The 23,822-nt window shown below is 64.9% G+C and carries 29 protein-coding genes; all 29 read right to left on the bottom strand.

Translation table 11 applies throughout. The features are described from left to right. Window positions 1–74 precede the first annotated feature (74 nt). Window positions 75–1,751, bottom strand: coding sequence for a hypothetical protein (locus tag ACIBCN_RS18925; protein ID WP_396992858.1), 1,677 nt, complete (start codon window positions 1,749–1,751; stop codon window positions 75–77). Window positions 1,752–1,762: 11 nt separating this feature from the next. Continuing rightward, entirely contained in the window at window positions 1,763–2,125 is a 363-nt protein-coding gene (locus ACIBCN_RS18920) for a hypothetical protein (RefSeq protein WP_396992857.1), read from the bottom strand. A gap of 887 nt (window positions 2,126–3,012) precedes the next feature. Continuing rightward, entirely contained in the window at window positions 3,013–3,336 is a 324-nt protein-coding gene (locus ACIBCN_RS18915; RefSeq protein WP_396992856.1) for a hypothetical protein, read from the bottom strand. Beyond that, window positions 3,329–3,751 (bottom strand): hypothetical protein, encoded by a 423-nt coding sequence (locus tag ACIBCN_RS18910; RefSeq protein ID WP_396992855.1) that lies wholly within the window; start codon window positions 3,749–3,751, stop codon window positions 3,329–3,331. The genes ACIBCN_RS18915 and ACIBCN_RS18910 overlap by 8 nt, the downstream gene beginning before the upstream one ends. Further along, on the bottom strand, window positions 3,748–4,056 hold the full coding sequence (locus ACIBCN_RS18905) for a hypothetical protein (RefSeq protein WP_396992854.1): 309 nt from the start codon (window positions 4,054–4,056) through the stop codon (window positions 3,748–3,750). The genes ACIBCN_RS18910 and ACIBCN_RS18905 overlap by 4 nt, the downstream gene beginning before the upstream one ends. After that, the gene (locus tag ACIBCN_RS18900; protein ID WP_396992853.1) at window positions 4,053–5,513 is read right to left on the bottom strand and encodes a glycoside hydrolase domain-containing protein; all 1,461 of its coding nucleotides are present in this window, start codon (window positions 5,511–5,513) and stop codon (window positions 4,053–4,055) included. Before ACIBCN_RS18900 ends, ACIBCN_RS18905 begins: the two co-directional genes overlap by 4 nt. Before the next feature lie 297 nt (window positions 5,514–5,810). After that, window positions 5,811–7,112 carry a gamma-glutamylcyclotransferase family protein gene (locus tag ACIBCN_RS18895; protein WP_396992852.1) on the bottom strand — a complete coding sequence of 434 codons (1,302 nt, stop codon included), beginning with the start codon at window positions 7,110–7,112 and terminating at the stop codon, window positions 5,811–5,813. Window positions 7,113–7,294: 182 nt separating this feature from the next. Further along, window positions 7,295–7,648, bottom strand: coding sequence for a hypothetical protein (locus ACIBCN_RS18890; protein ID WP_396992851.1), 354 nt, complete (start codon window positions 7,646–7,648; stop codon window positions 7,295–7,297). Beyond that, on the bottom strand, window positions 7,620–8,288 hold the full coding sequence (locus ACIBCN_RS18885; protein ID WP_396992850.1) for a hypothetical protein: 669 nt from the start codon (window positions 8,286–8,288) through the stop codon (window positions 7,620–7,622). Before ACIBCN_RS18885 ends, ACIBCN_RS18890 begins: the two co-directional genes overlap by 29 nt. Before the next feature lies 1 nt (window position 8,289). Then, entirely contained in the window at window positions 8,290–9,315 is a 1,026-nt protein-coding gene (locus tag ACIBCN_RS18880) for a glycine-rich domain-containing protein (RefSeq protein WP_396992849.1), read from the bottom strand. Then, complete coding sequence (locus ACIBCN_RS18875; RefSeq protein ID WP_396992848.1) at window positions 9,312–9,767, bottom strand: DUF2744 domain-containing protein; 456 nt, start codon at window positions 9,765–9,767, stop codon at window positions 9,312–9,314. The genes ACIBCN_RS18880 and ACIBCN_RS18875 overlap by 4 nt, the downstream gene beginning before the upstream one ends. A 51-nt stretch (window positions 9,768–9,818) precedes the next feature. Next, window positions 9,819–11,492, bottom strand: a complete 1,674-nt coding sequence (locus ACIBCN_RS18870; protein ID WP_396992847.1) for a phage tail protein — start codon at window positions 11,490–11,492, stop codon at window positions 9,819–9,821. Continuing rightward, the gene (locus ACIBCN_RS18865; protein ID WP_396992846.1) at window positions 11,489–12,391 is read right to left on the bottom strand and encodes a phage tail protein; all 903 of its coding nucleotides are present in this window, start codon (window positions 12,389–12,391) and stop codon (window positions 11,489–11,491) included. Before ACIBCN_RS18865 ends, ACIBCN_RS18870 begins: the two co-directional genes overlap by 4 nt. A 77-nt stretch (window positions 12,392–12,468) precedes the next feature. After that, window positions 12,469–16,563, bottom strand: coding sequence for a hypothetical protein (locus ACIBCN_RS18860; protein WP_396992845.1), 4,095 nt, complete (start codon window positions 16,561–16,563; stop codon window positions 12,469–12,471). An 87-nt stretch (window positions 16,564–16,650) separates the two neighbouring features. Further along, window positions 16,651–17,031 (bottom strand): hypothetical protein, encoded by a 381-nt coding sequence (locus tag ACIBCN_RS18855; RefSeq protein ID WP_396992844.1) that lies wholly within the window; start codon window positions 17,029–17,031, stop codon window positions 16,651–16,653. A gap of 62 nt (window positions 17,032–17,093) precedes the next feature. Continuing rightward, on the bottom strand, window positions 17,094–17,426 hold the full coding sequence (locus tag ACIBCN_RS18850) for a hypothetical protein (protein ID WP_396992843.1): 333 nt from the start codon (window positions 17,424–17,426) through the stop codon (window positions 17,094–17,096). Between the two features lie 35 nt (window positions 17,427–17,461). Beyond that, the gene (locus ACIBCN_RS18845; protein ID WP_396992842.1) at window positions 17,462–17,605 is read right to left on the bottom strand and encodes a hypothetical protein; all 144 of its coding nucleotides are present in this window, start codon (window positions 17,603–17,605) and stop codon (window positions 17,462–17,464) included. Next, on the bottom strand, window positions 17,602–17,775 hold the full coding sequence (locus ACIBCN_RS18840; protein ID WP_396992841.1) for a hypothetical protein: 174 nt from the start codon (window positions 17,773–17,775) through the stop codon (window positions 17,602–17,604). Before ACIBCN_RS18840 ends, ACIBCN_RS18845 begins: the two co-directional genes overlap by 4 nt. 148 nt (window positions 17,776–17,923) lie before the next feature. Then, window positions 17,924–18,817 (bottom strand): Ig-like domain-containing protein, encoded by an 894-nt coding sequence (locus ACIBCN_RS18835; protein ID WP_396992840.1) that lies wholly within the window; start codon window positions 18,815–18,817, stop codon window positions 17,924–17,926. Between the two features lie 57 nt (window positions 18,818–18,874). Further along, window positions 18,875–19,297, bottom strand: a complete 423-nt coding sequence (locus ACIBCN_RS18830) for a hypothetical protein (protein ID WP_396992839.1) — start codon at window positions 19,295–19,297, stop codon at window positions 18,875–18,877. Continuing rightward, window positions 19,294–19,590, bottom strand: a complete 297-nt coding sequence (locus ACIBCN_RS18825) for a hypothetical protein (RefSeq protein WP_396992838.1) — start codon at window positions 19,588–19,590, stop codon at window positions 19,294–19,296. The genes ACIBCN_RS18830 and ACIBCN_RS18825 overlap by 4 nt, the downstream gene beginning before the upstream one ends. Window positions 19,591–19,594: 4 nt before the next feature. After that, window positions 19,595–19,921 (bottom strand): hypothetical protein, encoded by a 327-nt coding sequence (locus ACIBCN_RS18820; RefSeq protein WP_396992837.1) that lies wholly within the window; start codon window positions 19,919–19,921, stop codon window positions 19,595–19,597. A gap of 21 nt (window positions 19,922–19,942) precedes the next feature. After that, window positions 19,943–20,536, bottom strand: a complete 594-nt coding sequence (locus ACIBCN_RS18815; RefSeq protein WP_396992836.1) for a hypothetical protein — start codon at window positions 20,534–20,536, stop codon at window positions 19,943–19,945. 63 nt (window positions 20,537–20,599) lie between these two features. Then, window positions 20,600–21,013 (bottom strand): hypothetical protein, encoded by a 414-nt coding sequence (locus tag ACIBCN_RS18810; RefSeq protein WP_396992835.1) that lies wholly within the window; start codon window positions 21,011–21,013, stop codon window positions 20,600–20,602. Beyond that, window positions 21,013–21,348: a hypothetical protein gene (locus ACIBCN_RS18805; protein ID WP_396992834.1), complete on the bottom strand. Its 336-nt coding sequence runs from the start codon at window positions 21,346–21,348 to the stop codon at window positions 21,013–21,015. Before ACIBCN_RS18805 ends, ACIBCN_RS18810 begins: the two co-directional genes overlap by 1 nt. Window positions 21,349–21,434: 86 nt before the next feature. Next, window positions 21,435–21,779, bottom strand: coding sequence for an HNH endonuclease (locus tag ACIBCN_RS18800; RefSeq protein WP_396992833.1), 345 nt, complete (start codon window positions 21,777–21,779; stop codon window positions 21,435–21,437). Next, window positions 21,776–22,060, bottom strand: a complete 285-nt coding sequence (locus ACIBCN_RS18795; protein WP_396992832.1) for a hypothetical protein — start codon at window positions 22,058–22,060, stop codon at window positions 21,776–21,778. Before ACIBCN_RS18795 ends, ACIBCN_RS18800 begins: the two co-directional genes overlap by 4 nt. 38 nt (window positions 22,061–22,098) lie before the next feature. Next, window positions 22,099–23,022 carry a P22 phage major capsid protein family protein gene (locus ACIBCN_RS18790; RefSeq protein WP_396992831.1) on the bottom strand — a complete coding sequence of 308 codons (924 nt, stop codon included), beginning with the start codon at window positions 23,020–23,022 and terminating at the stop codon, window positions 22,099–22,101. 46 nt (window positions 23,023–23,068) lie between these two features. After that, the gene (locus ACIBCN_RS18785; RefSeq protein WP_396992830.1) at window positions 23,069–23,812 is read right to left on the bottom strand and encodes a hypothetical protein; all 744 of its coding nucleotides are present in this window, start codon (window positions 23,810–23,812) and stop codon (window positions 23,069–23,071) included. Window positions 23,813–23,822 lie beyond the last annotated feature (10 nt).

Raw genomic sequence — 23,822 nt, 5'->3', positions numbered from 1 at the left:
ACCATCTCGGTTCGAGATGGTGGAGGACCGTTTTCGCGCTTCTATGAACACCGCCAGGGTGCGTCCATGGTTGCTCAGGTGTCTCGGGCACTGAATTCGTCGATTGCGTAGCCTCGAGTCGTAGCACCGCCAAAGGACGTGTCGGCGAAGGTGACCACGCCGACGCTGAGGTTGGCTGTTCCGGTTCCGATCGCGCCATCGGTGTCCATCCACGTCGCCGCGGGCGTCGTACTGCCGTTGATGTAGACGCGGTAGGTGTTGCCGATCGCGGTGAACCGCACTGCCGAGGGGGTCGGGATAGGCCCGCTGGCTCGGGTGAGGACCGACCCGACGCGGGTGACGATGAATGCTTGGGACGCGGACACCAACGCCTCGACACGGATTTTCGGGTCTGTGGCGCTGCCACGCAGGAAGCATCCACCGTTCAATGCCAGGTTGATTTGGCCGGCGGGCGTGTCCGGGTTGATCACGGTGAACAGGATCTGCTGGTTTCCCGTGGTCAAAGGTGTCTTGTGCCGGGCTCCGTAGAGAACGGTGCCTGAACCATTTCCGGGTGTCCCGGCCTGTGCTCGGTTGGTGGCGATGACGGGTGCGTTGTCTATCGTGATGTAGTCCGAACCCAACCCGCCGTTTTGCCGGTTGAAGTTGTCGCCTACCGAGCCCTGTGCGACCGCACTCCCCAACCCGGCACCGGAGAACTCCCCCAGTACCGCGACCTGTTGCACCGCCGCCCCAGCCCCGGCACCGGAGAACTCACCGAGATACTGGGCCTTCACGGACATCCACACCGTCAACTCACCGGTGCCGCCGGACAGCCCTTGCCGCAGTGGCTGCATGAGCACCGTGAATAGACCACCACCGGTCAGGTTGGGCTGGCGTAAGTAGCTGGCGTCGTTGGCCTGAGCCGAAAGCTGGCCGTTTCCAACGAGTCCGGCGTCCACGGGCGCGGCGGCAATCGCCGCGACATTGACACCACCGGCCCCTGCCAGCTCGGCGGTGACAGGGGCGATCGGCCGGAAGGCCGGGTCGTAAAATCCGGTGCTCGCGAACGCCGGTTCCGCGCCGACGAGCGGTCGCTCCGCGACCTGGCCCGCGCTGGCGCCGGTGAACCCGGCGACCACCGGCACGACCCCGACACTCTGTGCGTCCAGCACGCCGCCGCCGGTGAGCATCGGGTCCACCCGCAGCGGACCCAGCACCACCACAGCGACGGCCAACGTGCCCGTCGCGCGGTGCGTGGGGAATTGCGGTGCGTTGCCGGAGAAAACACCCTCACCGCCCAGTGCACCATCCAAGGCGAGGGTCACCGACATCGCGACGGACAACACGCCCTCGGCGGTGCCCGCGGCTGGACCGCGTCCGCCGATACGCGCGGCAGACATACCGGAACCGGTGAACTCCGCGACCAGGACCGCCTTGCCGATGACACCGATGCGCGCGGAGACCTGCCCGGCCCCCGCCACGGCGGCCGCGGCGGAGGCCCGCCACAACGACGTGACAGCCAACGAACCTCCGCCGGCCGAAATCCAGTGCTCGAACACTCTGATCAGGTTGGCGGCCACCAGGAATGCACTGCTGCCAGTGAATTCCGCGCGGTGGTAGGGCCGGATTACCGGCACCCTGGAGCCGTCGATGACCGCGACCGTGACGGCAGGCAGCCGGATCACGCGTGCTGACGCTGCCGGTAGCCGGGCGGTCACGGCCTGGGAGACCGGTAGGGGTGCCCCCACAGTGCACGGCATCGAGGTCACCGAGGCTCCGTTCAGGACTGAGTGTAGGTGGGGGTCACCAGGATCTGGCTCTGTGCGCCCACTGTGGTCGCGGAGATCGCGACCTTGTCCAAGAAGTCCGGGGCTCCACCGTTGACCGTCTTCCACAGCCCGACGTGGGTATAGGTCCCGGCGGGCACGTCGATGGTCACCAGCGATCCGGTGATCACACCACCGCTACCGGAGGTCCAGGTGGTCTGCTTGCGCACGTATGCCGGTGTGCCACTAGAGGCTTCCCGGTCACCGGTCGCACCGGGGTCTCCGGTGTGGATGGACACGAACGCGGTGTTTGTGCCGGTCAGATTCTTGTAGGCATCAGCCAGGGCCTGCCGGGTGGTGGGGACGGCGATCGCCATCAGGACTCTCCTATGAAGTTGTTATTCAGTTGTCGTGGAACGGAAGGGCTAAGGGGGTGTGACGACCGGTCTTACCCGTCATAAACGCGCGATATGCGGCAGATCCGGCCGTTCCAGAGGTGTTGGTGGCCGACCGGCCAAGGTCGGCCACCACCCGTTGGGACCCGCGGTTTAACTGACGTCGCATCAATCACTCCAGCAACCCGCAGCTATTTCGGACAAATCGGGATTTAAGAGGAACATCCGCCTATCAATCCCCAGGTCAGCGATAGGTTTTCTTGCGGTAAATTCGGAGAATGGGCTACTCTGAGCGACGTCACGGACGGGTAGAGCTAACGCCAGCTCGCGGCAGTTCCTCTCTACTGGATGCGGTGTCAGGCCCACTCTGGGAATCCTGAGCCGCTTCCTGAGAGAGGAGGCAGAGTCGATGCCTAAGAAGCATCAAAAGAAGGGGGAGACTCCGGACATTTTAGTCGGAGTCTCCGCCGCTTGTTCTGGTCAGCTATTGATGATGCTCATCATCTGGATACTCATGCACTGACCGGAGGGGTCGGCCACCGTTGCAGTCGGTGGCCGACTTCATCGTAACCCCATGTCCAGACGTTGCAACCCAACACCACTCCCTGCAACTTCGGTATTCGACTTCGCCTAGAGGGTGACACGTTGTTGGGACAAGCGGCAGAGCCGTAGTCGGTGAAGATTTTGGAGGTCGTTATCGACGTACTCGGCGCTGAAGCACTCATCGGCAGTCCTTCACTTCGTCGCGTCCGCGTGATGGTCCAGACGCGAAACGTTGGGGGCTTAGATCTTTCGCGACCGGAAAGACCTTGCTGTCAATCACTCGGACATCGGCATAGAAAGACGTTTCAGCGGCGTTGCGGCACGGGTTACTGTTTGCGCCGCACCTGCCCGTAGAACCACAGGTATTCGGTGGTGGGGGTGGTGGGATAGGACACATACATGCGGTACTTCGCGCCCGCCGGGATCAGATCGGCGAATTCGGAGGCGACGGTGAACATCGCCTCCCGCACGGTGACGACCGCCTCCCACGTCGCCAGCACTGTCTCCGAGGACGTGACCACCACGATGCGCACGGCGGTGCCGGTGGGGAACACCGCACCGTCATCCGGTACGACGGGTTGGATGAAGTCCGCGCCGCGCGAGAGCACCAGGGCGCGGGTGGTGGGCTCGAACCCCAACTGATCAGCCATCAGCTTGCCCTGTGATCTCTGCTTCCAGCTCCGCAGACATCTGCGGGGTCGGAAGGTCATGCAGGACAGCAAGAGTGAAGAAGTCACGCAGCGCTTGTACCGCTTGGCGGAATAGGTTGGTGATGCGGTCCTGCTCGGCCAAGGACGCGGACAGCTTGACCTCGAACTCATCCACCTGACGGCGCAGCTGACCGACCTCGCCGAGCAGGCGCTCCTGCTCGCGCGCGTAGGGGGCGAGCAGGCTCAATGCCATCGCGGTCACCCGAGCCGCGGAGGCGACCTCGACGGCGTCCGCCTCCGCGGCGGCGCGATCAGTTTCCGCGCGGGCGCGGCGGCGGCCGCCGATCCAGCGGATCACCTCGGCGGTGCCGCTACCGCCCAGGAACACCGCGATCTGCTGGAACCAATCATTCACGGGCCATCACCCCGCGCGACCGCTGGATGGCGGCCGTGCGCGATGACCTCCTGCACCTCGGCCACCAGCTCCGCACCACGGTCCACCACGTCGCCGAGCGCGGGCCCGTTGCGCACCAGCCACACGTTGGCGGTGCGCAGCACCTCAAGCACCGTCAGCACTGCCGCGACCACACCAGCCGGGACAGCCGCATCCGGCACGAGCTGCAGCAGAGCAACGAATGCGGTACCGACAGTGAGGATGCCGCCGACGCCGGACACGACCGCTTTGGCGTTGCGGCGCACGAACTCTCCCGCCGCGCTCATGCCGCTGCCTTCCCTGCGAGCAGGGCCTCGATCGCGGTCAGACGCGTCGTGATGTCGGTCAGGTCCGCGTGGTCTCGCGCTTGGGCGTCCACGGGGGTGAGATTGGCTCCGTGCTCGCCCTGGCCGAGCTGGGGCCAGCCGTTGCCATCAGGGCCGCGCAGCTGGTCCCACACCTCGATGAGTCGGGTGCGGTCTGCGTCGGTGAATGCCATGTCGTCGTCCTGTTCAGTTGTGGTGGAGTATTTGGTCAGCGCCGCGGCGAAGGTGTCCCACGGGAACCCCTCACCGACATCGGTGTGTGTGCCGACGCCGAGGCCGGCGGTAACCGCGTAGTGGTCGGCGATGCCGGGTTCGCCCGCGCCGAGCTGGGCAGCGCTGATCACCCGGATCGGGATGCCGTAGCGGCGGCAGTCCTGCACCGCGAGATAGGCGGCGATGTCGATCCCGTCGCTCATCTGGTCCAGCCATTCCTCCCGAGTCCAGGAGGCGCGGGAACCGGCGAAACACAGGTTGATCGACCTGTTGTTCGCGTCCAGCGCGCACCAGGCCGATTGGTCGGTGTCGACCACGTCCACCACCTGGTGGTCGTTGTCCACTGTGTAGTGGTAAGACACCTGTGAGCTGGGAGATTGAAGGTAGTTCGCCAAGGTCTGCGCGGACCCGTTGCCCTCCTGGGTGTGCACCAAAAACCAGATCACCGGCGCACCCTGACGGCTGGAGCAGTTCGGGGAGATCCCGGTCTGGTCGTACTCCACGAACTCCGGCCGGGCCGTGGTCGCAGGCACAGGTGTGGGATCCGGGGCGCGGTCCAGGGACCACTGTCCGAAATCATTCGCCAAGATGGAATTGACATCCACTGCGCTGCCATCGATCTGAGGGCCTGGCGAGGACGGGGTGTCGATGACGTCCTGATAGAGCACGGCGGCGGGCTCGCGTTCCCCGCCAGACCAGGCGCGGGTCTGCCACACCCACCGGTGGCCCTCACGGCCGCCGATCACGTTGTCCTCGGTCGCCCACGCGCACACCCGCGCGGTCGCGTAGATGCCGGTCCATTCCAGCCCGATCGCCGCATTGACGCCTCGGAAGAATTCGACGGCGGTGCTGTTCCAGTCCTCCAAGGACAGGTCCTCATCCACCGCGAAGAAGATGGGGCAGTAGCCGGGTCCGCCTGCGGTGAAATGGTTTTCGCGTGCTGCCAGGCCCATTTGGTAGCCGCCGTCATAGCCCAGCGTCCAATCACTCGGTGCGCTGCCGCCAGGTTTGCCGTACTGCCAGACGGATACGATGTCCAGGCCGACGCCGCGGATCTGGTCCGCATACGGGCGAGTCAAGGGTTTGGCACCGAAGTTCGCGCCGGGTCGCGAGGGCGACACGTAGGCGATGACGGCGCTATGTCCGGCGTCGCGGACCGCGGCTGGGTCGATTTGTCGGGCGGCGTAGTCCACTGCGGTCGCCACAGTTCTCCTCTATGAATTTGTGCCGCCACCGTTTTGGCGGGCGGGGTGAAGCGGGTGCGGGCACGAAAATGCCGGTCACGCAGGTGCGTTACCGATACTTTGGTGTGTTGGCAGAGATCAGAGTTTGGCTAGGTGTCGCGTCTAAGGACGTCGGCTCACCGCCGCGTTTGAGGCGGTGAGCGGTTTTGATAAAGGTCGCGCGAAGGCACCCAGATCGGTAGGTTAGCCAGGCGCTGCCTGTCAGGCATGCAATCGATGCGAGAATATGCAGAATTCACTTTGAATACGGTCAGTCATCTAATAGCGGACCTTTGCGCGAACATCAATCCACGCCACTAAAGCGGTGGCTATAATCGATAAAATAACGGCCGCCACCCCTCGGGGAATGCCATTAAATTGAGGCAAAAGTAGTCCCAGTACCTGACCTAGAGATGCTATGCCGAGCAGGAAGGTAATGCCATAGACCGCGACGCGGCGACGTAGCAGGTGAGAAATGCTAGGCCGCACCAGCACTGGCCAATTCGGAAAAGGGTCTAACTCGCGGGGTAGAGCCAGCTCGTCACGGCATTCACGATCTAGATATACGCAGTCTATTTCTGGATAGTTTCGTGATTGTTCGGGCCGACGCTCCGAGCTATGGACTCGATAGCGCGCCACCTTCGTAATTACTTTATGGTTCCGTAAGGTCGAGCACTCAACTTCGACATGCTCGCCCTCCTCAAGTCCGAGCAACACAATGTTCTTGGGGTGCAAGATGCAGATGCGCTTTTCGCTATCGTTCCAGTTGGTCGGCTGGACCCTCAGACACAGATTGCGCGATTCGACCAGGTAGCGTGGAATCCGCCTGCGCTTAATCGCCCGTAAGGTCACGGTCTGGCCATATCCGTCCCTGCCGGACATTCCGAGAGCGTGGCGCAGATTTTGATCCATCTCGCAAACATTATCTGGAATGTCAGCGCTCGGGTCGAAATTTGCGACAGTAGTCTTTCCGTCAAACTCTACCAATACCCGCCTTGCGTTACGCGGCAAATCGACTGCTGACGGATTGGCGCGGATCAAGTATCGACCATGAGCGCGGTTGCGCACACTGGTTGGTAGCACGAGCGTTCCTCGTCGGAAGATGTCTGGATTGGAGGTTTCGACGCATCGCTTTAGCCATTTCAAAAACTCAAGGTAGGGCATGAATTCGTTATGGCGCTCGACGGCTTCTATCATTGATTGGAGATATTCCGGTGACGGTATCTGCTCATGCACCTCCGGTACGCGTACCACGAATGCCGAAACAGGCACCTGCATGCCTGTGCGGTATGAGAATACGGTTGCCGATATTTCGCGATAGGCGGGCGATGCCAACCGCAATCCCTCCTTACGCTCCAGAGCCTCCCATTCGTTCTCTGGAACTTCGTAAAGCATCCCTATCACACCGAAGCCCTCTGTCGGGACAACATCCGCAACACCAGTGTGTGTCCTGATCGACCGTCGACTAAATCGCAATCGATAATTCGATAGGCGTGCCTCACCTACAAATCTAGAATTGGGACATACCGCAGTCATTGTATCCGGCGACATATTGCTACCGTAGGCAAAGTACAGCTTCATATATCACAGCCCCCGTTCGTTGCGCTTAATCGGCGCGATGCCGGCCTTGTAACCCCGATCAGGATGAATGATAGGTCGGCGGGCGCCCTCTAAACCAAGCATTGCTCGACCTCGCCGCATGACCCGCCGGACCTGTTCCTCATCCGGGCCGCGGCGACGACTTCAACCTCGCGGGGGAGCAGCTAGGGCGGCCCAGGTACTGAGTCCGACTCAATCGGTAGGGCGGGGAAGTCGTAATCGCCGAGAACTTTGAGCGCCGACCAGTAGATGCCATCCATGTGCTCGGGGGTGTCGGGCAGCTCGCGCAGCACCAGCGATCCAGGAAAGCGCTTAAGCGACAGGTTGATCGAGTCACCTTGCTCATCAGCGGGGATGAGCACAATCTCGGGAAGCTGGTGGGCATAGCCCTTCTGGATCCACAGGGTCACATACCGGATTTCGATCCCGTCGATCGTGACGGCCGGTTCGAGTTTGTAGGTGCGCGCAGGCCCGGCAAAGCCGCCCACGTCAGCGATATGCAGTGTCGCCGTTGGCAATTGAGTTCCTTCCGGTCAGGAGGGTGAAGCTGTGGGGGGCGGGTGGGTCGGCGATGTATTCGATGAGGGTGATCGCGCCGGACGCGCCTGCGGCGTTGGCGCCTCCTCCGCCGCACGGGAACCCGCCGACGAGACCTGCGTTGCCGCCGCCACCGGATTGGCACCATTCCCAGAACGGTGGCCGGGTGGTGTTGGCGGGCACGCGGCCGGAGCCACCGCCCGTGGACCCGGAACCGGCGCCACCACCACCGCCAGAGAGTAGGCGCACTTTGCCGGATGAGACTGTCGTGCCGGGTTTTCCGGCGGCACCGCCGTCTCCGCCGCGCATCCCGGCGATCATCGCGCCCGCCCCGCCCGTGGACGCTCCGCCGCCGCCAGGCACCCAGATCAGGTCAGCGAAGGAGGAGGGGCTGCCACCGGCACCGTTGACGCCTCCGGCGCCGACGACGACGCTGGCGGTGTCCGGGAGCAGCGCGGCGGCCAGGCGCAGGCATTGCACCGCCGCGCCGCCCCCGCCGCCGACGTTGTTCCATCCGCAGCCGCCGCCGGATCTGACCAGCAGGTCGATGCGCTGTAGCCGGGGTGGCTTCACCCAGGTGTCGGAGGTGGTGTAGAGCCGGAAGATCACCGAGACACCCATCTCAGATGAACCGTTCGATGACGTAGAGGATGCCTGCGCCGCCGCGGCCGCCGAAGGACGCGCCGCCGGTGCTGCACGCTGATCCGCCGCCTCCACCTGCGGGGAACGCGCCGTCGCCGCCGCCGTTGGCTCCACCGATGCCGCCGCCTCCACCCCCGCCTCCGGTCGCGACGATCTGGCCGGGTGGTTTGCCGGGTTGTCCGGGGTTGGCAGGTGATCCGCCGGGTGAGGCTCCGCCGATTCCGCCGGAGGTGCCGGGGCCTTGGCCGCTGGCTCCCGCGCCGCCACCACCGCCGCCGCCGTAGAGGGCGTATTCGGAGGTTGAGTTGGTGGCGTTGGTGGGCGGGTACATGACGGTGTTGGCGACGTGTCCGCCGCGGCCGCCGTTGCCGCCCGGGATCATTCCCGCCCCACCGATCCCGCTCCAGCCTTCTGGTGGGTTGCCCCAACTGCCGCCGTTGCCGCCGCCGGCGGTCAGGAAGTTGCCGAAGCTGGTGTCTCCGCCTCCGGTGCCGACGGCACGGTCCTGCGGACCGCCTTTGCCTGGTGCGCCGATGGTGATCGGGATCGGGAGGAAGTGCCCGTTGGCCATGGGGAGCAGGGAGGCGGGGACGTTGGTGTGCAGCTCGCCGCCTCCGCCGCCCCCGCCCCCGGAGCGTGCGCCGATGGCGAGGTCCATCGATCCGCTGCTGCCCCCTCCGCCTGCTCCGATCAGGATCACATCCAGTGACACGAGCGCGTCGGGCGGTTGGTAGGTGGAGTTGCCGGTGAACACGATCGCGTGCCCCTGCAAGATCAGCTGATTGTAGGCGGCTTTCAGCTCTCCGATGGATTGGGAGTGGTCATCGATGCGGTCGTTGTAGGTGGTGTGCAGGGCGGCCTGGGCCTTGGTCAGGGAAGTGCCCACACCGCCGGACATCGCGGCCTTGGCGTTCTGCTCGTTCCACTTGCGTGCGCCGGAGATGGAGTTCGGGCCGCCGCTGGTCCACGCGCCATCCGGTTTGATCTGGGGGTTGGGGGAAGTCACCGCGCGCCGCCATCGCCATCGGCGCCGAGCGGGGTGGTGGTGTGGGCGGTGCCGACGCTGGCCTGATCGGGTTCCAGCAGCCGCGCATCCACCAGGTGCGCGAGCTCTCCGGATTCCCGGAGTTGGGCGATGATCTGGGTGCGTTGGGCGATGGTGAGTTCGGAGATGTCCGGCGTACCGACCTCCGGGGCCACGGCGGTGCCGCGGGGCACCCACTGGCCCGGCGAGGCCAGCCAGTGCCCGCCGGTCGGTGCGGGAGGCTGGTATTCCAGCTCCTGCAAGTCCGGGTGGTGCCGGAATCCCAACCGCCACAGTCGTTCCGACCATTGCTCCAGGATTTGGACGGGCACCAGCATGGGGCCCTGAGCGGGGCCGGGAAGCGCCAGGAACGCCCACAGGAACGTGGTCGCGGGGTCATCCGGGTCGCATTCGTGTTGCAACGGCAGCGCCATGGCATACCTCTATTCAGTTGTGTATTCAGTTGTGCTGCAACAGCGTTGGTGTCAGATGACGCCTATGGCGTGCAGGTCGCCCATGATGGTTTGGATGTGCTGGAGAACCTTGGCGAAGGGGTCGGTGTCCGCGTCCTGGCCCACGGTGATCGCCCACGCCGGTGCCTGGCCACGTTTCCAGGACAGCTCCAGCTCGGTCACCCGGTCCACGAACACCTTGCCGGGCGGCCCGCCGGCGATGCTCGCGCCGATCCGATCACCGAGGAAGAAGTGCCCGCGCCCGTTCTCGCCGATGTAGTAGGGCGAGCCATCGGCGATCGTCAGCTTGTGGGAGTGGAAACCCCGTGTGGCGTAGTAGCCCGCACGCAGGGCGATCAGGCTGGACAGGGTGTAGGCGCGGTCCGCGCCACGCTGGAAATGCTCCCGGTAGTGTGACCACCCTAATGCCTTGGCCCGCAACGGATTATTGATCGAAATCCAGGCGAGCAGCGCATTTTCGTACACGGGTTTCAGCAGCGTGTCCAATATACCCCCCACGGGTACCATGAAGGGTACTGCCGCCAGGGCGTCGCCCGCGGCCTGTATGGCCATACCGATCCCCTCGTTCACACCAGGGGCGCTCTTTCCGCCGACACCGATGCGGGTGGCGGTCGCGGGAACGATGGTGAACTCCGAGGATTGGATGCCGGTGATGTCGTCTTCGCGGTACACCACCCACGGATGCTCGGGCTTGGTGCCCATCCAGTTCTCCAGCAGATACTCCGAGGCATCCGTTGCGTCGGTGGCATCGACCAGCACGCCCTCGACCAGGTCTGTCGCCATCTGGAACACGGTGCGGCGCAGTCCATCCCACATGGTGCCGCCCGCCGAGGTGGCCCCGGAGTACCAGCCGGAGCGGTCGACGATGTCCACCACCAGCGCGCCGTTGCGCAGGCGCGCGCCCGGCCACGGCAGCGGATCGCCCTCGAGCCAGCGGCGGCACACCACCATCAACTCGGCGTCATCCAGGATGGGTTTGGCCAGGTCGAAGAAGTTGGTCCAGCGGGAGTTGATGATGCACCACAGCGAGGTGTCGCTCAGCAGAGTGCCGGGTGCGACCACGATGGGCCACTGGGACTGATCCCAGTCGAACCAGGTGGCCGGGTTCAGCGGGTCGTCACTGAGGACGAAATCGCTGAACTGCAAGCGGAGCAGGTTCAGGAACAGGGTGAGCTTGAGCGTCCACGCCGAGGGCCCGACTAGGGTGAAGTACTTGGGGAACTGCACGAAATCGGGCAGCAGAGGGTTCGACCATGCGGTCAGGAACTTGAGTTCCTCGACGTCGTGCGCGAACGTCAAAACCACTGTCATCAGCCCGGATTCGGACTTCTTCAACGTGGCCTTGCGCAGTCGCCCGCCCCACCGGGCTCCCAGGTGGTCGGCGGTGATGTGCACGTTCTGGGTGGTGCGCTTCTGTGCGTCCATCACCCATCGGGCGAGGTAGTGATCGGCGGGCAACGTCACCCGCGCGACTCCGGTCTCGTTGAGCATCCACCCGAAGCTCGCGTCGTATTCCGCGGCGACGATCCCGCGCAACGCCCAGTTGCCGTCCCACAACCGCACCAGCGGCCGGGAGCGCCGAGAGTCCTTGCGCCGCTTGCGCGTCGTCATCGTGGTGTCGTAGATGGCGTCTGAGCGGGCCACCGCCTCCGCGGGTGCGGGCGGGGACACGGTCGACGCGCTCAATGCAGCCCCCAGGGCCGGGACCAGTTCTGCGGGCATCGCACCGTGACCACCGCACCCGGTGGCGTGCCGGTCACCGTTACCGGAACCAGGGTTCGGCCGGTGCGTTTGGGTACCGCGTGCAGGAACTGCTTGCCGCCCATGCGCGCCCACACCGAGGACCCGTCAGCAGCGGTGATCAACTCCTCCATCGGATCGGTATCCACCGACAAGTCCTGTCCCGCACTCAGCGTGGGCAGCGTGACCGTGCGCGCCCTGAATTCATCGTCGCGCCAAGAGAAATCGGGCAAGGTCCATCGGCCGGGCGCGGACAGAACCCATTGCACATACATGGGCCGGTCGGTCATGTTGATCACCGGCACCCACAGCGTTTCCGTCTTCTCCGGGTTCTGCGGGGTAGCCGGGCCGGAAGATCGGGTGTCGGTGGTGGTGATCGCGGAGTAGGTGATGTCATCCTCTACCCACCACGGAATCCCGGCCGTGCAGGTCATGCTCACCTGAGAGAACTGGTTCAGATGCGGGTCGCGTTTGACCTTGTGCTCCATCTGCTGCGACATCCGCAACCGCAACCGGCGCGTCCCGTCGTCGGTGGTGATCGCCAGCGTGGCGTCCGCGTCGTAGTCCCACGCCTGCGCCCACGCAGAGTCCACCTCTTCCCAACTGGCGGAGGAGATTGCGAAGATGTTGACCCCGAACACCACATCGCGCTTGAGCCAGTTGGTGCCCACATGCGTTGCGCCGTACTGAAACGCGCTCGACACCCACTCCGTGGACACCGGCGCGTCATAGATCCCGGTGGGGCTGGTCCCCAGCTCGACGCCTTGTTCGCCTTGACCCTCGCCGGAGAGCACCCACTGGGAGCCGTCAACGCCTTCCAGTTCGATCAACGCGGCAGCCGCCACAGCCCATCACCCCTCTATGAAGTTGTCGTCCCCGTCCACCTCCGAAAGATGGAGGTGGACAGGGCAATTCGTGCTTGTCAGGACCAGCGGCCGGTGTAGGTGAGCGCGCGCTGCGCCTGCCAGGTCTTGGCCTTCTGGTACGCGGTGTCCACGTCCGGGGTGGACAGGTTGATCTCCATGGAGTTGTCCACCCTGGTGCGGTTCCCGGCAGCGACCGCCGCGGCGACCGGCGCCGCCGACGCGACCGGAGCCATCAAGTTGCCCAGCGCGCTGCCATCGGCGTTCATCGCCTCGAGCAACGGCCGGTTCGCGTGCGCGGACGCGGAGTTCATCACGAACTCCCCGTTGGACAACCACGCGGGGATGCGATCATCGGTCGGGCCGCCCGGACCCCACACCGATCCGCCAGCGGCGAATCGGGCACGGTTGGCGTCCTCCTGTTTCCGGCGTCGAGCCTCCGCGTCCAGCACGTCGGGGTTGTCGATCAGGAACTGCTGGCCCGCTGCCGCCCAGGAGGGCAGCGAGTCCGGTACCCCGAACACGCTCAGCACGTCACCGAGCATCCCGCCCACGAACGCCCCCGCCACCGAGCCCCACTGCGGAGCTTTGCTGTCGGCGGGTTCGTTCAACGCCGCTGCCACCGCATCGCTGGCCGCTTTACTCGCCAGCCCGCTCCAGGAGGAGGCCGCGGCCTGCGTTGCGGGTGAGCCCGTGGCCGGTGATGTGGTGGACGGGAGGGGTTGGGCGGCTTGGACATCGGTCATGTCATCTAAGTCCGACTGCTGCGCACCCGTGGACGGTGCCGGGCTCTCCTGTGCGATGTAGGCGGGCCGGAACACCGCCGGGTCCACGTGCATGATCGTGGTGAACTGGCTCGCCCACGCACCCGCGGCGGCATCTCCGATCCGCACCCGCTCGCCGGGTTGGCGGGCCTCCACGTTGGTGCCCAGGATGGTCGCGGCCATGTGGGTCATGTTGGACCCGATCACGAACGCATCGGTCTTGCTGGCACCGGGCAGTAACTGCGGCCACCGTCCGGACATCACGTCCTCGGTGGTGCCCAACCGTGCGGTGGGGGCGGCGACACCGGTAGACACCTGCTGGAGCAGGCCCACCCATCCGGAGCAGTCTGCACCCGAAACCGATTCCCCGCCCCACTCATACGGGACATTGGGGTGGTCCTTGGCGAACTGGACCGCGTTGACCGGGCCGCCGCTGGCGAACCCGGGCAGTGCACCGGAGTTGATCGCCTCCAGTAGCGGTGCGTGCTGGGCGGTCGCGGCGGCGTTGATCACGTACTCGCCATTGGACGCCATGATCGGGATGAGGTCATCGGTCGGGCCCCCAGGGCCGGCGATGGGGCCACCGCGCGCCCGATTCGCGAACTCGGTCATGCTCACGCCGAGGTTGTGCATGGTCTCGGCGCCTGGGATGGGTGCGCTGGCAGGGATCTTCGCGAGTAGGCCGCCGATGGAGCCCACCGCCCATTTTATCTTGCCGACGATACCGTCCCACACGTCACGAACGGTTTCACCCACGGTGGTGAAGACCGTCTTGATGCCCTCCAGCCCGGTGGTCAAGGCATCGAAGGACGGCTTGAGTGTGTTGTCCCACGCGATCTTCACCGTGTTGGCGATGCCCTCGAACACTGGTTTCGCGACGTCCTCATACATCCAGGTCAGCGCGGGAGCCAGCGTGTTCTTGATGAAGTTCTCGATGGTGGTTAGGGTCGGCAACACAATCTCGTTGACCGCCCATGTCACCCGTTCCGCGATCTGGCTGAAGTGCTTCGCCACGATCTCGGAGAGGGTGTTGATCGCCGGAATCAGGATCGGCACAATCGCATTCGCGACATCGGTCAAGATTTTGATGACCACCGCCATCACCGGTATCAGCGACTCGAAAATGTTGATCAGCGGTGGGATCGCCTGCATCACTAACTGCAAGATCGGTGGAATCAGGGGCAGGATCGCCTCCAGCAGCGCCATCCACAGCGGAGCCATCTGCACCATCGCGGGCAGTAGCGCCTCCATCGCCTGGACCAGGATGTCCGCGATCACCCCCGCGACCTGGCTGAGCACCGGTTGCAGCTTCTCGATGATCGGGACCAGCGCCTCGGCGAACTGCTTGATCACCGGGGCGAGCGCGAGGGCGATCTTCTGGATCGCCGGGGCGAGCGCCTGAACCAATGACCCGATCAGTTGCCCGATGACGGGCATGATCGGAGCGAGCGCCCGCACGATCTCGGTGAACGCGCTCGCGATCGGAGGCAGCGCTGGAGCTAACGCCTGGAAGGTCTCCGCGAGCGCTGTCCCCACGATCTGCGCGATCTGAGACAGCGCGGGCATCAGCGGAATCAACGCCTGCCCAAGCTGATTGAGCAGACCCCCGATGATCGGCAGGATCGGCGCGAGGTTGATCGCCATCGCGTTGATGAACTCGCCCAGTGTGGGCATGATCGCGGTCAACGATTCGCTGAACACCGCACCCAGCTGTGCGAGCGCGGGAGAGACGGTTGCGATGACACCAGCGAGGCTGGTGAACAACGGGCCCAAGGTCGGCCCCACCACCGCACCCATCTGGATGAACCCCTGCGACAGCGCGGTCACCATGGGCGCCATACCGGACAGTGCGCCAGATACCCCGGCCACGAACTGCTGCATCGTGCCGTTGGCGACCAGCCCGGAGAACATCGAATCCAGGGATCCAAAGGTGTCGCGCAACGCGGTGTTCAGTGCGCCCGCGATGCCGACCATGCCCTCTTTGAAGGCAGGCATCTGATGGTTGGCCAGGTCGGAGAAGGACGCGCCCAGCTGATCGAACATCTGGTTGGACACTGCTGCACGCAGCTCAGACCAGGCAGGGCCCAACGCGACGATGTGCTCGTAGAAGTCGCGTGCGTTGGGAGACAACTTCGCCAGCGCCTTGTCCAATGCGTCTTGTCCGGCACCAGCCTGCTTGCCCGCTTCCGCGAGTGCCAGCTGGGCGTCAGCGAGCTGGCGCGCCGCGGTCTCGGCCTGATGCTGGGCGTCAGTGACGCCCTGTTTGGCCGCGACCACCGGGGCCGCACCCTGGATGCCCTTGTCGTTGGCGTCAGCGACATCAACCCGCAGGTCCGCGGTTTTGGTTTTGGATTCCTCGTATCGCTGCTGTGCGGTACGCAGCCCGAGGTCAGCCTCTTGGCGGTCCAGCGAGGATGCTTTGGGGTTCGCGTTGACTTGTGCCAGGCGTTCCCGGGCACGGGCCACCGCCAACGCGGCACCCTCCTGGGATAGCTCCGCGTCTTTGAGCTGAGCATTGATGTCTCGCAGGCCGCGCGCCGCGTCGCGGTAGGAATCGTTGAGCCTCTGCTGGGCCTGCTCTGCGTTGCGGTTGGCCTCAGTCAGCGCGTACTGGGCGTCAGTAACCGCGTCGGTCGCGGATTTGCGTGCCTGGGCGCTCGCTTCCGCGTCTGCCCCAGCGGAATCGGTTGCGGCGGAACGCGCCTTGAACGCGCCTCCCAGCCCGGCGGACCCCAGGACCGCGACACCACCGATCGCGCCCAACACGGCGACCGCGCCGCCGGCCAATCCCACCAAACCACCGATAGCGGCACCGATAGCGCCGATACCGGCAACGACTCCGGTGAATTTCACCAGAGACATCGCTGTCAGTGACCGTGTCGCGCCCTCCGCGCGGGAAGCGACTCCACCCACGCCGTTGACGTCGATGTCCACGCGGCGGTTGCGCGCGAGGTGGTCGAGCCTCGCCTCCAACGCCGCGAACGCGGCTTCGTCAAGGCTGCCCCCGAAGGACACGCTGCGGTTGCGGGCAGTGTGGTTGAGCAGTGTTTCCGCTGCCAGGATGTCGTCGGGGTTCACCTCCACACCGATGCGGACCAGGCGGTCAGTGGTCAGCCACTCCAATGTGGTGCTGGTGGCGACGGGGTCGATGTTGAGCCCCACGTTGATGCGCCGGGGCGTGGCGACGAAGGTGTCCAATCGCGCCGCGGCCACTGCGAGACCGACATCGACGGCGATGGTGATCGTCTGAGCGGCGAGTTCCGCGATCCCTGCGCGTGCGGCGTCCGCGTCCAACTCCACGCCCACCCGCAACGGGTCGATGTGGATGGTGGCGAGGTCATCGTTGATCTGGTCCCGAAAGCTGTCCGCCAGTTGAGGTTCGATGGTCACGATCCCGGATCCAGCGTTGAAAGCGCCGTAGTCGGTCACAGAAGACCTCTCGATATTCAGTTGTGTCCCAACGCTTTCAGCGCAGGGTTAGACTTCGTGTGGGGCGAACAAAGCGGTCATGCGGTCCATCCGGTGTCGCCACTGTTCTTCGCGGACACGCTCGAGCATGGTGATCGGGCGCGGCATCGGCTGAGGAGTAGGTGGAGTGGTGCCCGTGGAGGCGATCACCGCCGCCTGGACGCCTTGCACGCAGTCGATCAACGTCAGCAGCAGGTAGGTGTCGAGCGTGTAGCCCAAGGGGCTGGGTGGCTCGAGGCCGCCGGGTTCGGGTTCGGGTTCACGCGCCGCGACCTCGGCGAGGTCGCGGTCCATCGCGAGGGCGGTCTTGTAGTGGGATTCGCGCGGTAGTCGCTCTTTGAGCCGCCACACGGTGCGCCAATCCAGGCCACCGCCCCAGCAGTCCCGCACATCCAGGTGCAGTTGCTGGTGCAGGTCATACTCCAGGGCGGGCCCGAACCGATCCCAGAAACCTACGAGCCCACCGATCCCCCCGGCAGCTCCGAAGCACCGTCACCATAGAAGTGGTTTTGCAGGTCGCGCTGGAACATGACCCACTCATCGAGCGGACGGTCATCGAAGAGTGCTTCGATCGCGTCGTGCTGGTCTCCGAGCAGGATGCGCAGCTGGTCGTCCTCGTTGGTCGCTGCACGAATCGCTTTGGCCTGACGGCGAGTAAGGGGCTGGATCGAGATATCAGCGGTCAGCACGTAGGGGCCACGGCGGCGCGCGGCTAGTTCCTGCTGAATCTCCCACAGGCGACCCTCGTCGGACTGGCCAGCCTTCTTGGTGGGGTTATTGCTCACGGTTTGGTCTCCGGTCGTGTTGCGAGGGAAGGGGTTCAGATCTTGCGGATCGGCTGGAACGGGGCGGGTAGCACCGGATTGTGGGGGCCTACCGGCGCGGGGCGCGGGTGCGGGGACGGGGTCAGCGGCGGCGTCATCCCAGGGCGCGAGGCGGGCGTGGGGCGGGCGGGCGCGCTCATTTGGCCGCCTTGGAGGGCGCGGACTTCTCGGTGGTGGTCGGTCGCGGCGCGTCGGGTTCCTTGACGGTGTATCCCTGCCCGTAGAGGGCATTGATCAGTGCGGCAGGGGTTTGCGCGACGTACTCGTGACCGTCCTTGACTACCACGACCTGGGCGAATTCTTCGGACATGTTGGCTGCCTTGTCTTCTCCGGTCAGAGAAAGGGGTGTGCGCCCGCGCTGGGACCGGAGAAGCACGGCGCGGGCCCAGGATCGCGGGGCGGTCAGCGAACACCCGAAGTTCAGTTGTGGGCGCGAAATAGGCATGGGGGCAGTGGATTTAGGCGACGGTGACCGTGCAGATCGAGGTCTTGCCCTGATAGGTGGCGGTGATCGTTGCAGTGCCGGCGGCGACGCCATGAACCACACCGGCAGTGGTCACGGTGGCTTTGTTGTCCGCCGAGGTGGTGAACGCGACCTTGGAATTGGGAATCACGTTCAGGGCTTGGTCCTTGACTACCAGCGCGTTGGAGTCCGCGCCCGCCGTGATCGGCAACGTGGTGGGGGTGACGGTGATCGCGGTGACCTTGAAGTCGAACCCGGCGTCTTGCAGGATGCGCTTCCATCCACGGCCGCCGAATCCGTGACCGACCGAGTATCCGGCGGTGGCGTCGCGGAAAGCGGTCAGCGTGATCTTCTGGGCGGCGCTGGAATCCTTGGACCAGGTTTCGCCGTCGGCCTTGGACAGCGCGACCTTGGGCAGCACCTTGAACACGTAGATGGGGTTGGTGTCGTCACCATCTCGGCCGATCACGATGCACGAGTAGAACGTCACCTGCGGTGCGGAGGGCTGGGCGAAGAACACTTCACCGGAGTCGGCGTTGGCGGTTGCCGCGGACAGGTCCGCGCCGGTGGTCAGCTGCAACACGGTTTTGTTGGTTTCCTGTGGTGTGAACGACAGGGTGGTGGAGTCTCCGGTGATGTCCATGCGGGTCGGTTCCAGCTCACCGAAGGAGTCGATGGTGCCGGTCTCGATGTTGCGGGCGAAGGCGATGCCGTCCTTCTTGCTGATCAGCCCAACGGAGTTGTATGTGGTGGGTAGCGTCTGCAACCCGGTGGTGGCGTCGGTGAACTGGGCCGGTGCGGCGGTGTACCAGGGTGCCAGGAAGATGACGGCGTCCAACGGCTTGAGTAGCAGCTGCGCCTTGGCCTTCTTGAGCAGCGCGAAATCCATGTTTGGTTGTTCTCCTTCAATCGGCCACGAGGCGGAAAGTGTGAGGGATGCTGGGGGTCAGGGGAATTGGCGGCGCGCGTCCAGACGGAACCCCAGCTGCGCGACTCGATTGAGAGGATCGATGTCCTGGGTTTCGATGCCACCCGCGCCGCCAGTCAGCTGCTCCGCCCAGTCGATGAGCACCCCGGCCACGCGTGTACCGGCGGCGGCCAGGAGTGCGCGGGTGATCCGTCTCCCCAACGCTTGGGAGTCAGAGCGCCTGTGGGAGAACACATCCACTTGCATGACCGCGCTGTCGAGGACCTGGTCCTCATCGATGCCCCCGCCTGTGCGGCGAGCCCAAATCAACGGCAGCGCAGCGTTGAACGCCGTCTCATCGGTGGGCAGGCTCGTACAGGTGTAGGCGATGGGGGTCAGCAGGTCGATGAGCACTTGCTCGAAGTCCGGGAACTCCCCCGGCGCCGGGTAGGGGGCGGTCATGGGGTGGCCTTGATGATGGGACGGGCGCGATAGAGGACCCGCTCAGGCTGATTCCAGCGTGTACCGAGCTCCCGCCACTTCGCGTAATACCCCCACGCGTGGATCACCGCGATCTCCTTGCCATTGGAGAGCGTGGAGATAACCCGGACGTGGGAGGCGTTGTATCCGGTGCGCGCCCGGGAGTTGGCTTGCCAGAATGCCGCCCCTGCCTCAGCTTTACGGTGGACCAGCCGCTTGACAGCGGCAGAGCGCAGTGCCTGGCTGAAGTCCGCCCCTTCGGAGGAGTAACGCATCGGTTCAGCCCTCCAGCGTGAAATACGTGAACGGCCGCCACCCTGTGAACGGGTTGGCGGGAGTGTCGGGGTGAGAAGTGACCGCACAGACCGTCCCGCCCGGCAACCGCACCCGATCGGTGAACCGGATATCTTGGCCAGCGGGGATGCGTACCGGCACCGTGCGGGTGGCGCGGGAATCACCAACCCGCAGATCACTACTGGAGGTGACCGGGATGTCGGCGGGCCCGATTTGATGGTGCTCGGCGTAGTCCCCGTCCCCGTGCGGGTCCAATGCTGGTGCGCGCAGCACGGTCAGCATCACCCCCGCCGTGAAATACAGGTCTGTCACAACGGTGGATTCCGCGGAGGGTCAGCTCTTCGTCGCGGGCAGCGCGACGAGAGTGTCCTCGTAACGCAGGTAGTACCAGCCGCCATATCGGCGGGGGTACACGATGCCCAGCGTGGTCGGGGCTGGAGTCGGGTCGGGGTCGATGCCCCCGTTCTTGAACTTGAGGTGATGGACTTCGCCGGTGCGCTTCGGGTCGTAGATGACGTGTAACTCGAGCCGATCATCATCGAGCTGCCGGAACTGGTCGATGCGCAGGAATCCGGGAACGTAGAAGTCCAAGCGGTCCAGCTTGTCGGCAACCACCATCAGGCTGACCCCGTCGTATTCAGGCGGCACGGGGCGGGCGTACCAGTACACGTACCAGCGGGATCCGTCGGTGAGGTGGACGGTGCCGAGCCGGTGGTCTAGGACGATCGGCGGGCGTTCCGGGTAGTAGTCGGAACTGATGAGCACCTCGGATATCTCGTGCAGCTTGGTGTCGTCGTAGACGAACGTGAACTCACACGTTCCGTCGATGCCGCTGAGCTGACGCATCTCGTCGATCCGGACGAAACCGGGGATGTGATAGGTCAGTACGTACGGGATGCCGGTTACAGTGACGATTCCGAATGCCATGAGGACCTCATATTCAGTTGTGTAAGACGGGGATTCAGGTGAAGAAGGTGTGCGGTGGGCCTGTCACAACATTCTCGGTTCAGTTGAGATCAGCCCGGCGGTGGAAAGGATCTCCCGAGCGGTGTCGCACAGTTCGGTGACCGCGTCGGCCTGTTGTTGCTGGGTCAAGCCGGTCGCGTAGGTGACCGACCCGCCGGGCACGGATTGAGAAGCGATGACCGGCGCTTGCCCGGCGGTGCCGGCGGCCGGGTCGATCTTCGCGGTGGACCACTCGGCGACCTGGGCGCACACGGCATCGCGCATCGCGGCCCGGACTGCGGGGGCGGTGGGTAGGCCGGTGTCGTCGGCGTCGTAGCGAGCGAAGCGGGTGGCGTAGCCGATGCGGATGCTTGCGTAGCGGATGAGCATGGCGGCGTTCGCCGGTGCTGTTGCCAGCCATTCCGGGGCCAGGTCGGCGGCGGTGGCGTAGATCAGCATCACCGGACGACAACCGGCACACGGGTATCGAGCTGGGTTCGGCTCTGACGCCGTAGCTTTCGGCCTGCGTACTCGCCCCGTTCCAGATCCGTCTGCCACTGTTCAGGGGTGCGCCACAGCACGGTGATTACCCGGATCGATCCGTCCGGGCGTTCAACGACGCTCAACGTGATCTGGTCACTGTGGAAGTACGTGAACTCGGGGTGCCGTGCGCATTTTCGAGTGAGGTCCGGAGCGCTCGCACATCGCACCACGTCTTGCGCATCGAGACCCATGTCGAGGATCCGGTGCAGCGCATGTCGGGTGAAAGTTACCTCGGTGGATGAAAGGCCCATTTGTTGTCTCGCTGCTCAGATTTCGTGGTCAAGGGTTGTTGCGTGCGCCGATGCTCTCCACAGACCGGTGTACGTGTCCGGTGCTCCTATACGGCGTCAGCGGCGTGGTAGTCGACGCCGCCGTCAGGTTGGAGCCACCGCAGTTCGCCGCGGTAGGAGACCGGAATCTCAGCGGGCGAATTCCCCTGCCGGACAAGCCAGCCCAACGCCAGCGCCTGCTCGCGAAACGACTCGATCCAGGCGTGGCACTGAGCGCAGATGTGTAGGAGGTTGCTCAGGCTGTTGGTGTCGGGCAATCGGGAGCCTCCGGCGCCGCGCGGGCGGCGATGATGGATTTGTGCTGCCCACTCCTGGCCGCACCGTTCGCACAACCCGGCCGACCGTTCGGCGACCTGATCACGTACATCAGCGGTGGGGCCGGTCGACCTCACCGGCCCGATTCGTTTTCGGTGGGTGTGGCGAACCACTTGGCGATCACCGTGGTCTTGACATTCTTGATATCGGCCGCGGTCTTGCCATGTGCGAGCGCGTACGCTACCCAGACCTCGCGATCGGCGCCAGGCGCAGGCATCGGGATCGGTGGCGGCGCAATCGGGTCAGGGTTCTGGGTGTGGGTAGCGGGCTCTGGTTGTGCTGGAACGCTGGGCTCCTCCTCGACGCGTTCCCATCGGGCCAGGGGCGTGAAATACGAGGGATCGTCCTCGACGGTCACGACCTGGCCCGTGGTGACTTCGCGATACGTCGGCACCGTTAGGCCCCGGGCTTGTCGTCGCCCTTGAGCAGCACCGCACGGTTCTTGTCCAGTGTCTTGACCCCGTAGAGGGTGTCGATGCTGACCGTGGTCTGCTTCTTGTTGATGTCGTAGGCGTAGGCCACTCGGATGCTCAAGCCGCGGTATGCCTCGACGGCCGCGAAGCTGCCGGGCGCGATCTCCAGCGGCGCGGAGACGAATGCGAATGCGGTGCGGTGGAACGCGAGACCGACTTCAGTTTGGGGCTGCCCGGCGGCCGGGGTCGCGGACGGCTGCCCGACATTCTGGGTCGAGTACGCCGAGAAGCCGAACAGGTCGTTGCCGATCGAGCCGCGGCGCAGGGCCTCGGTTGAGCCGGAGTTCTGGGCCAGCTTCAGCACGTCGCTGTTGAGCCACTTCGCCTTGGTGGTCGGTCCGACAACCGCGGCTCGGTCGTCGTCGGGGACGTTCATCAGCTCGAGCTGCCGCCCGGCCTCGATGAGGACTTCGGGTTTGGACCATTCGTTGCCGACTTGCCCGCTGAGGCCGGCCTTTTGGGTGATGTCGTTGCGCAGTGCGAGCAGGTCGCGGTCGATCCGCTGTGCGATCGCCATCATCGCCGGAGACAGCAGCTGGCTGTCGAAGTCGATGATGGACAGGGTCAGCTCCTCGCTGGTGACCGCGAACGACACGTCCGCGATCTGGTCCAGCGCGATCGGGATCTTGTCCTCTGTCGCGTCCTGCAGCTGGATGCCGGTCGCCCGGTTGAACTTGTTGGCGACGAAGACGGCAGGCTTGCGGACATTGACGACGTTGCCGATCTTCTGAGTCGTGAACTCCGTGCTGAGGTCGGTGTAGACCAGCGACTGCATCAACAGCGTCTCGTAGAGGGTCGCCAGTGCCTGCCGGGCGATCATCTGTGGGGTAAGCAGGGCGTTCGCCACAGGGGCGCTCCTATTCAGTTGTTATTCAGTTGTTTTCGTGTGCCCGCTACCGGCCGCGCCGGTCCTTGCGCGCCTTACGGAGCGCGTCCACCGAGGTGTCGTCAGTGATGGGATTCGCACCTGCCGGGCCTGCCGATAGGTCACCGCCGCTACGGGATAGAGGCGCAGCCGCACGCTTCATCCGCGGGTTCGCTTCGATCGCTTTCTCGATCGCCGCAATCACCTGAGCCGCGAAATCCTTTGCGGTCGGATCGAGTTCGGCGACGTCGGACAGGAACGACCGGGAATCGAGTAGCGCGCTCGCGTCGGCTCCGGCCGCATCAGCGGCCCGATACAGTGCCAGCTCAACCTTGGCCTGGCGCGCGTCGTTTGCGTGCTTCTCCGAAAGCTGCTGGGCTTCTTGCGCTTTCACGCTGGCTTGTTCCAGCAGTACCTGCGGATCTGGCGGGACTTCGTCTCCGACCAGGCCGAGGGCCTTGCCCAGGCTCTGGGCAAGTTCTTCACGGACCGCGGATGCCGCGTCTTCGGCGGCTTGGCGGGCGGCGGCTTCGGAGTCGGTGATTGCTTGCTGAAGTTCGCGCCGATTCTTCGCTGCCTCGTCGCGCAACTCCTTCACATAGGAGATGGGGAACATGCGCTCCCCCTCGCTGGACGGGACGGGCGCATCGGCAGTGGCGGGCTCGGCCGCCGAGGCTGCTGGAGTTGCAGGGTTCGGATCAGGTTGTGCGACAGCCGCATCGGCGGCGTCGACCCTGTCCAGGGGTTCGGGAGGGACTGTGGTGGTTGACATGCGTTACCCT

It is taken from the genome of Nocardia sp. NPDC051052, from assembly GCF_044456045.1.
GTDB lineage: Bacteria > Actinomycetota > Actinomycetes > Mycobacteriales > Mycobacteriaceae > Nocardia.
Note: the sequence above shows the minus strand (reverse complement) of the source record. Positions and strands in the feature narration are given on the sequence as shown.

What these genes read in the sequence shown, in the direction of transcription:
- ACIBCN_RS18785 (WP_396992830.1), bottom strand. Translation starts at nt 23,812, where the DNA reads ATGTCAACCACCACAGTCCCTCCCGAACCCCTGGACAGGGTCGACGCC.
- ACIBCN_RS18895 (WP_396992852.1), bottom strand. Translation starts at nt 7,112, where the DNA reads ATGAAGCTGTACTTTGCCTACGGTAGCAATATGTCGCCGGATACAATG.
- ACIBCN_RS18840 (WP_396992841.1), bottom strand. Translation starts at nt 17,775, where the DNA reads ATGTCCGAAGAATTCGCCCAGGTCGTGGTAGTCAAGGACGGTCACGAG.
- ACIBCN_RS18835 (WP_396992840.1), bottom strand. Translation starts at nt 18,817, where the DNA reads ATGGATTTCGCGCTGCTCAAGAAGGCCAAGGCGCAGCTGCTACTCAAG.
- ACIBCN_RS18810 (WP_396992835.1), bottom strand. Translation starts at nt 21,013, where the DNA reads ATGCTGATCTACGCCACCGCCGCCGACCTGGCCCCGGAATGGCTGGCA.
- ACIBCN_RS18805 (WP_396992834.1), bottom strand. Translation starts at nt 21,348, where the DNA reads ATGGGCCTTTCATCCACCGAGGTAACTTTCACCCGACATGCGCTGCAC.
- ACIBCN_RS18875 (WP_396992848.1), bottom strand. Translation starts at nt 9,767, where the DNA reads ATGGCGCTGCCGTTGCAACACGAATGCGACCCGGATGACCCCGCGACC.
- ACIBCN_RS18920 (WP_396992857.1), bottom strand. Translation starts at nt 2,125, where the DNA reads ATGGCGATCGCCGTCCCCACCACCCGGCAGGCCCTGGCTGATGCCTAC.
- ACIBCN_RS18815 (WP_396992836.1), bottom strand. Translation starts at nt 20,536, where the DNA reads ATGGCATTCGGAATCGTCACTGTAACCGGCATCCCGTACGTACTGACC.
- ACIBCN_RS18845 (WP_396992842.1), bottom strand. Translation starts at nt 17,605, where the DNA reads ATGAGCGCGCCCGCCCGCCCCACGCCCGCCTCGCGCCCTGGGATGACG.
- ACIBCN_RS18915 (WP_396992856.1), bottom strand. Translation starts at nt 3,336, where the DNA reads ATGGCTGATCAGTTGGGGTTCGAGCCCACCACCCGCGCCCTGGTGCTC.
- ACIBCN_RS18905 (WP_396992854.1), bottom strand. Translation starts at nt 4,056, where the DNA reads ATGAGCGCGGCGGGAGAGTTCGTGCGCCGCAACGCCAAAGCGGTCGTG.
- ACIBCN_RS18830 (WP_396992839.1), bottom strand. Translation starts at nt 19,297, where the DNA reads ATGACCGCCCCCTACCCGGCGCCGGGGGAGTTCCCGGACTTCGAGCAA.
- ACIBCN_RS18825 (WP_396992838.1), bottom strand. Translation starts at nt 19,590, where the DNA reads ATGCGTTACTCCTCCGAAGGGGCGGACTTCAGCCAGGCACTGCGCTCT.
- ACIBCN_RS18885 (WP_396992850.1), bottom strand. Translation starts at nt 8,288, where the DNA reads ATGGGTGTCTCGGTGATCTTCCGGCTCTACACCACCTCCGACACCTGG.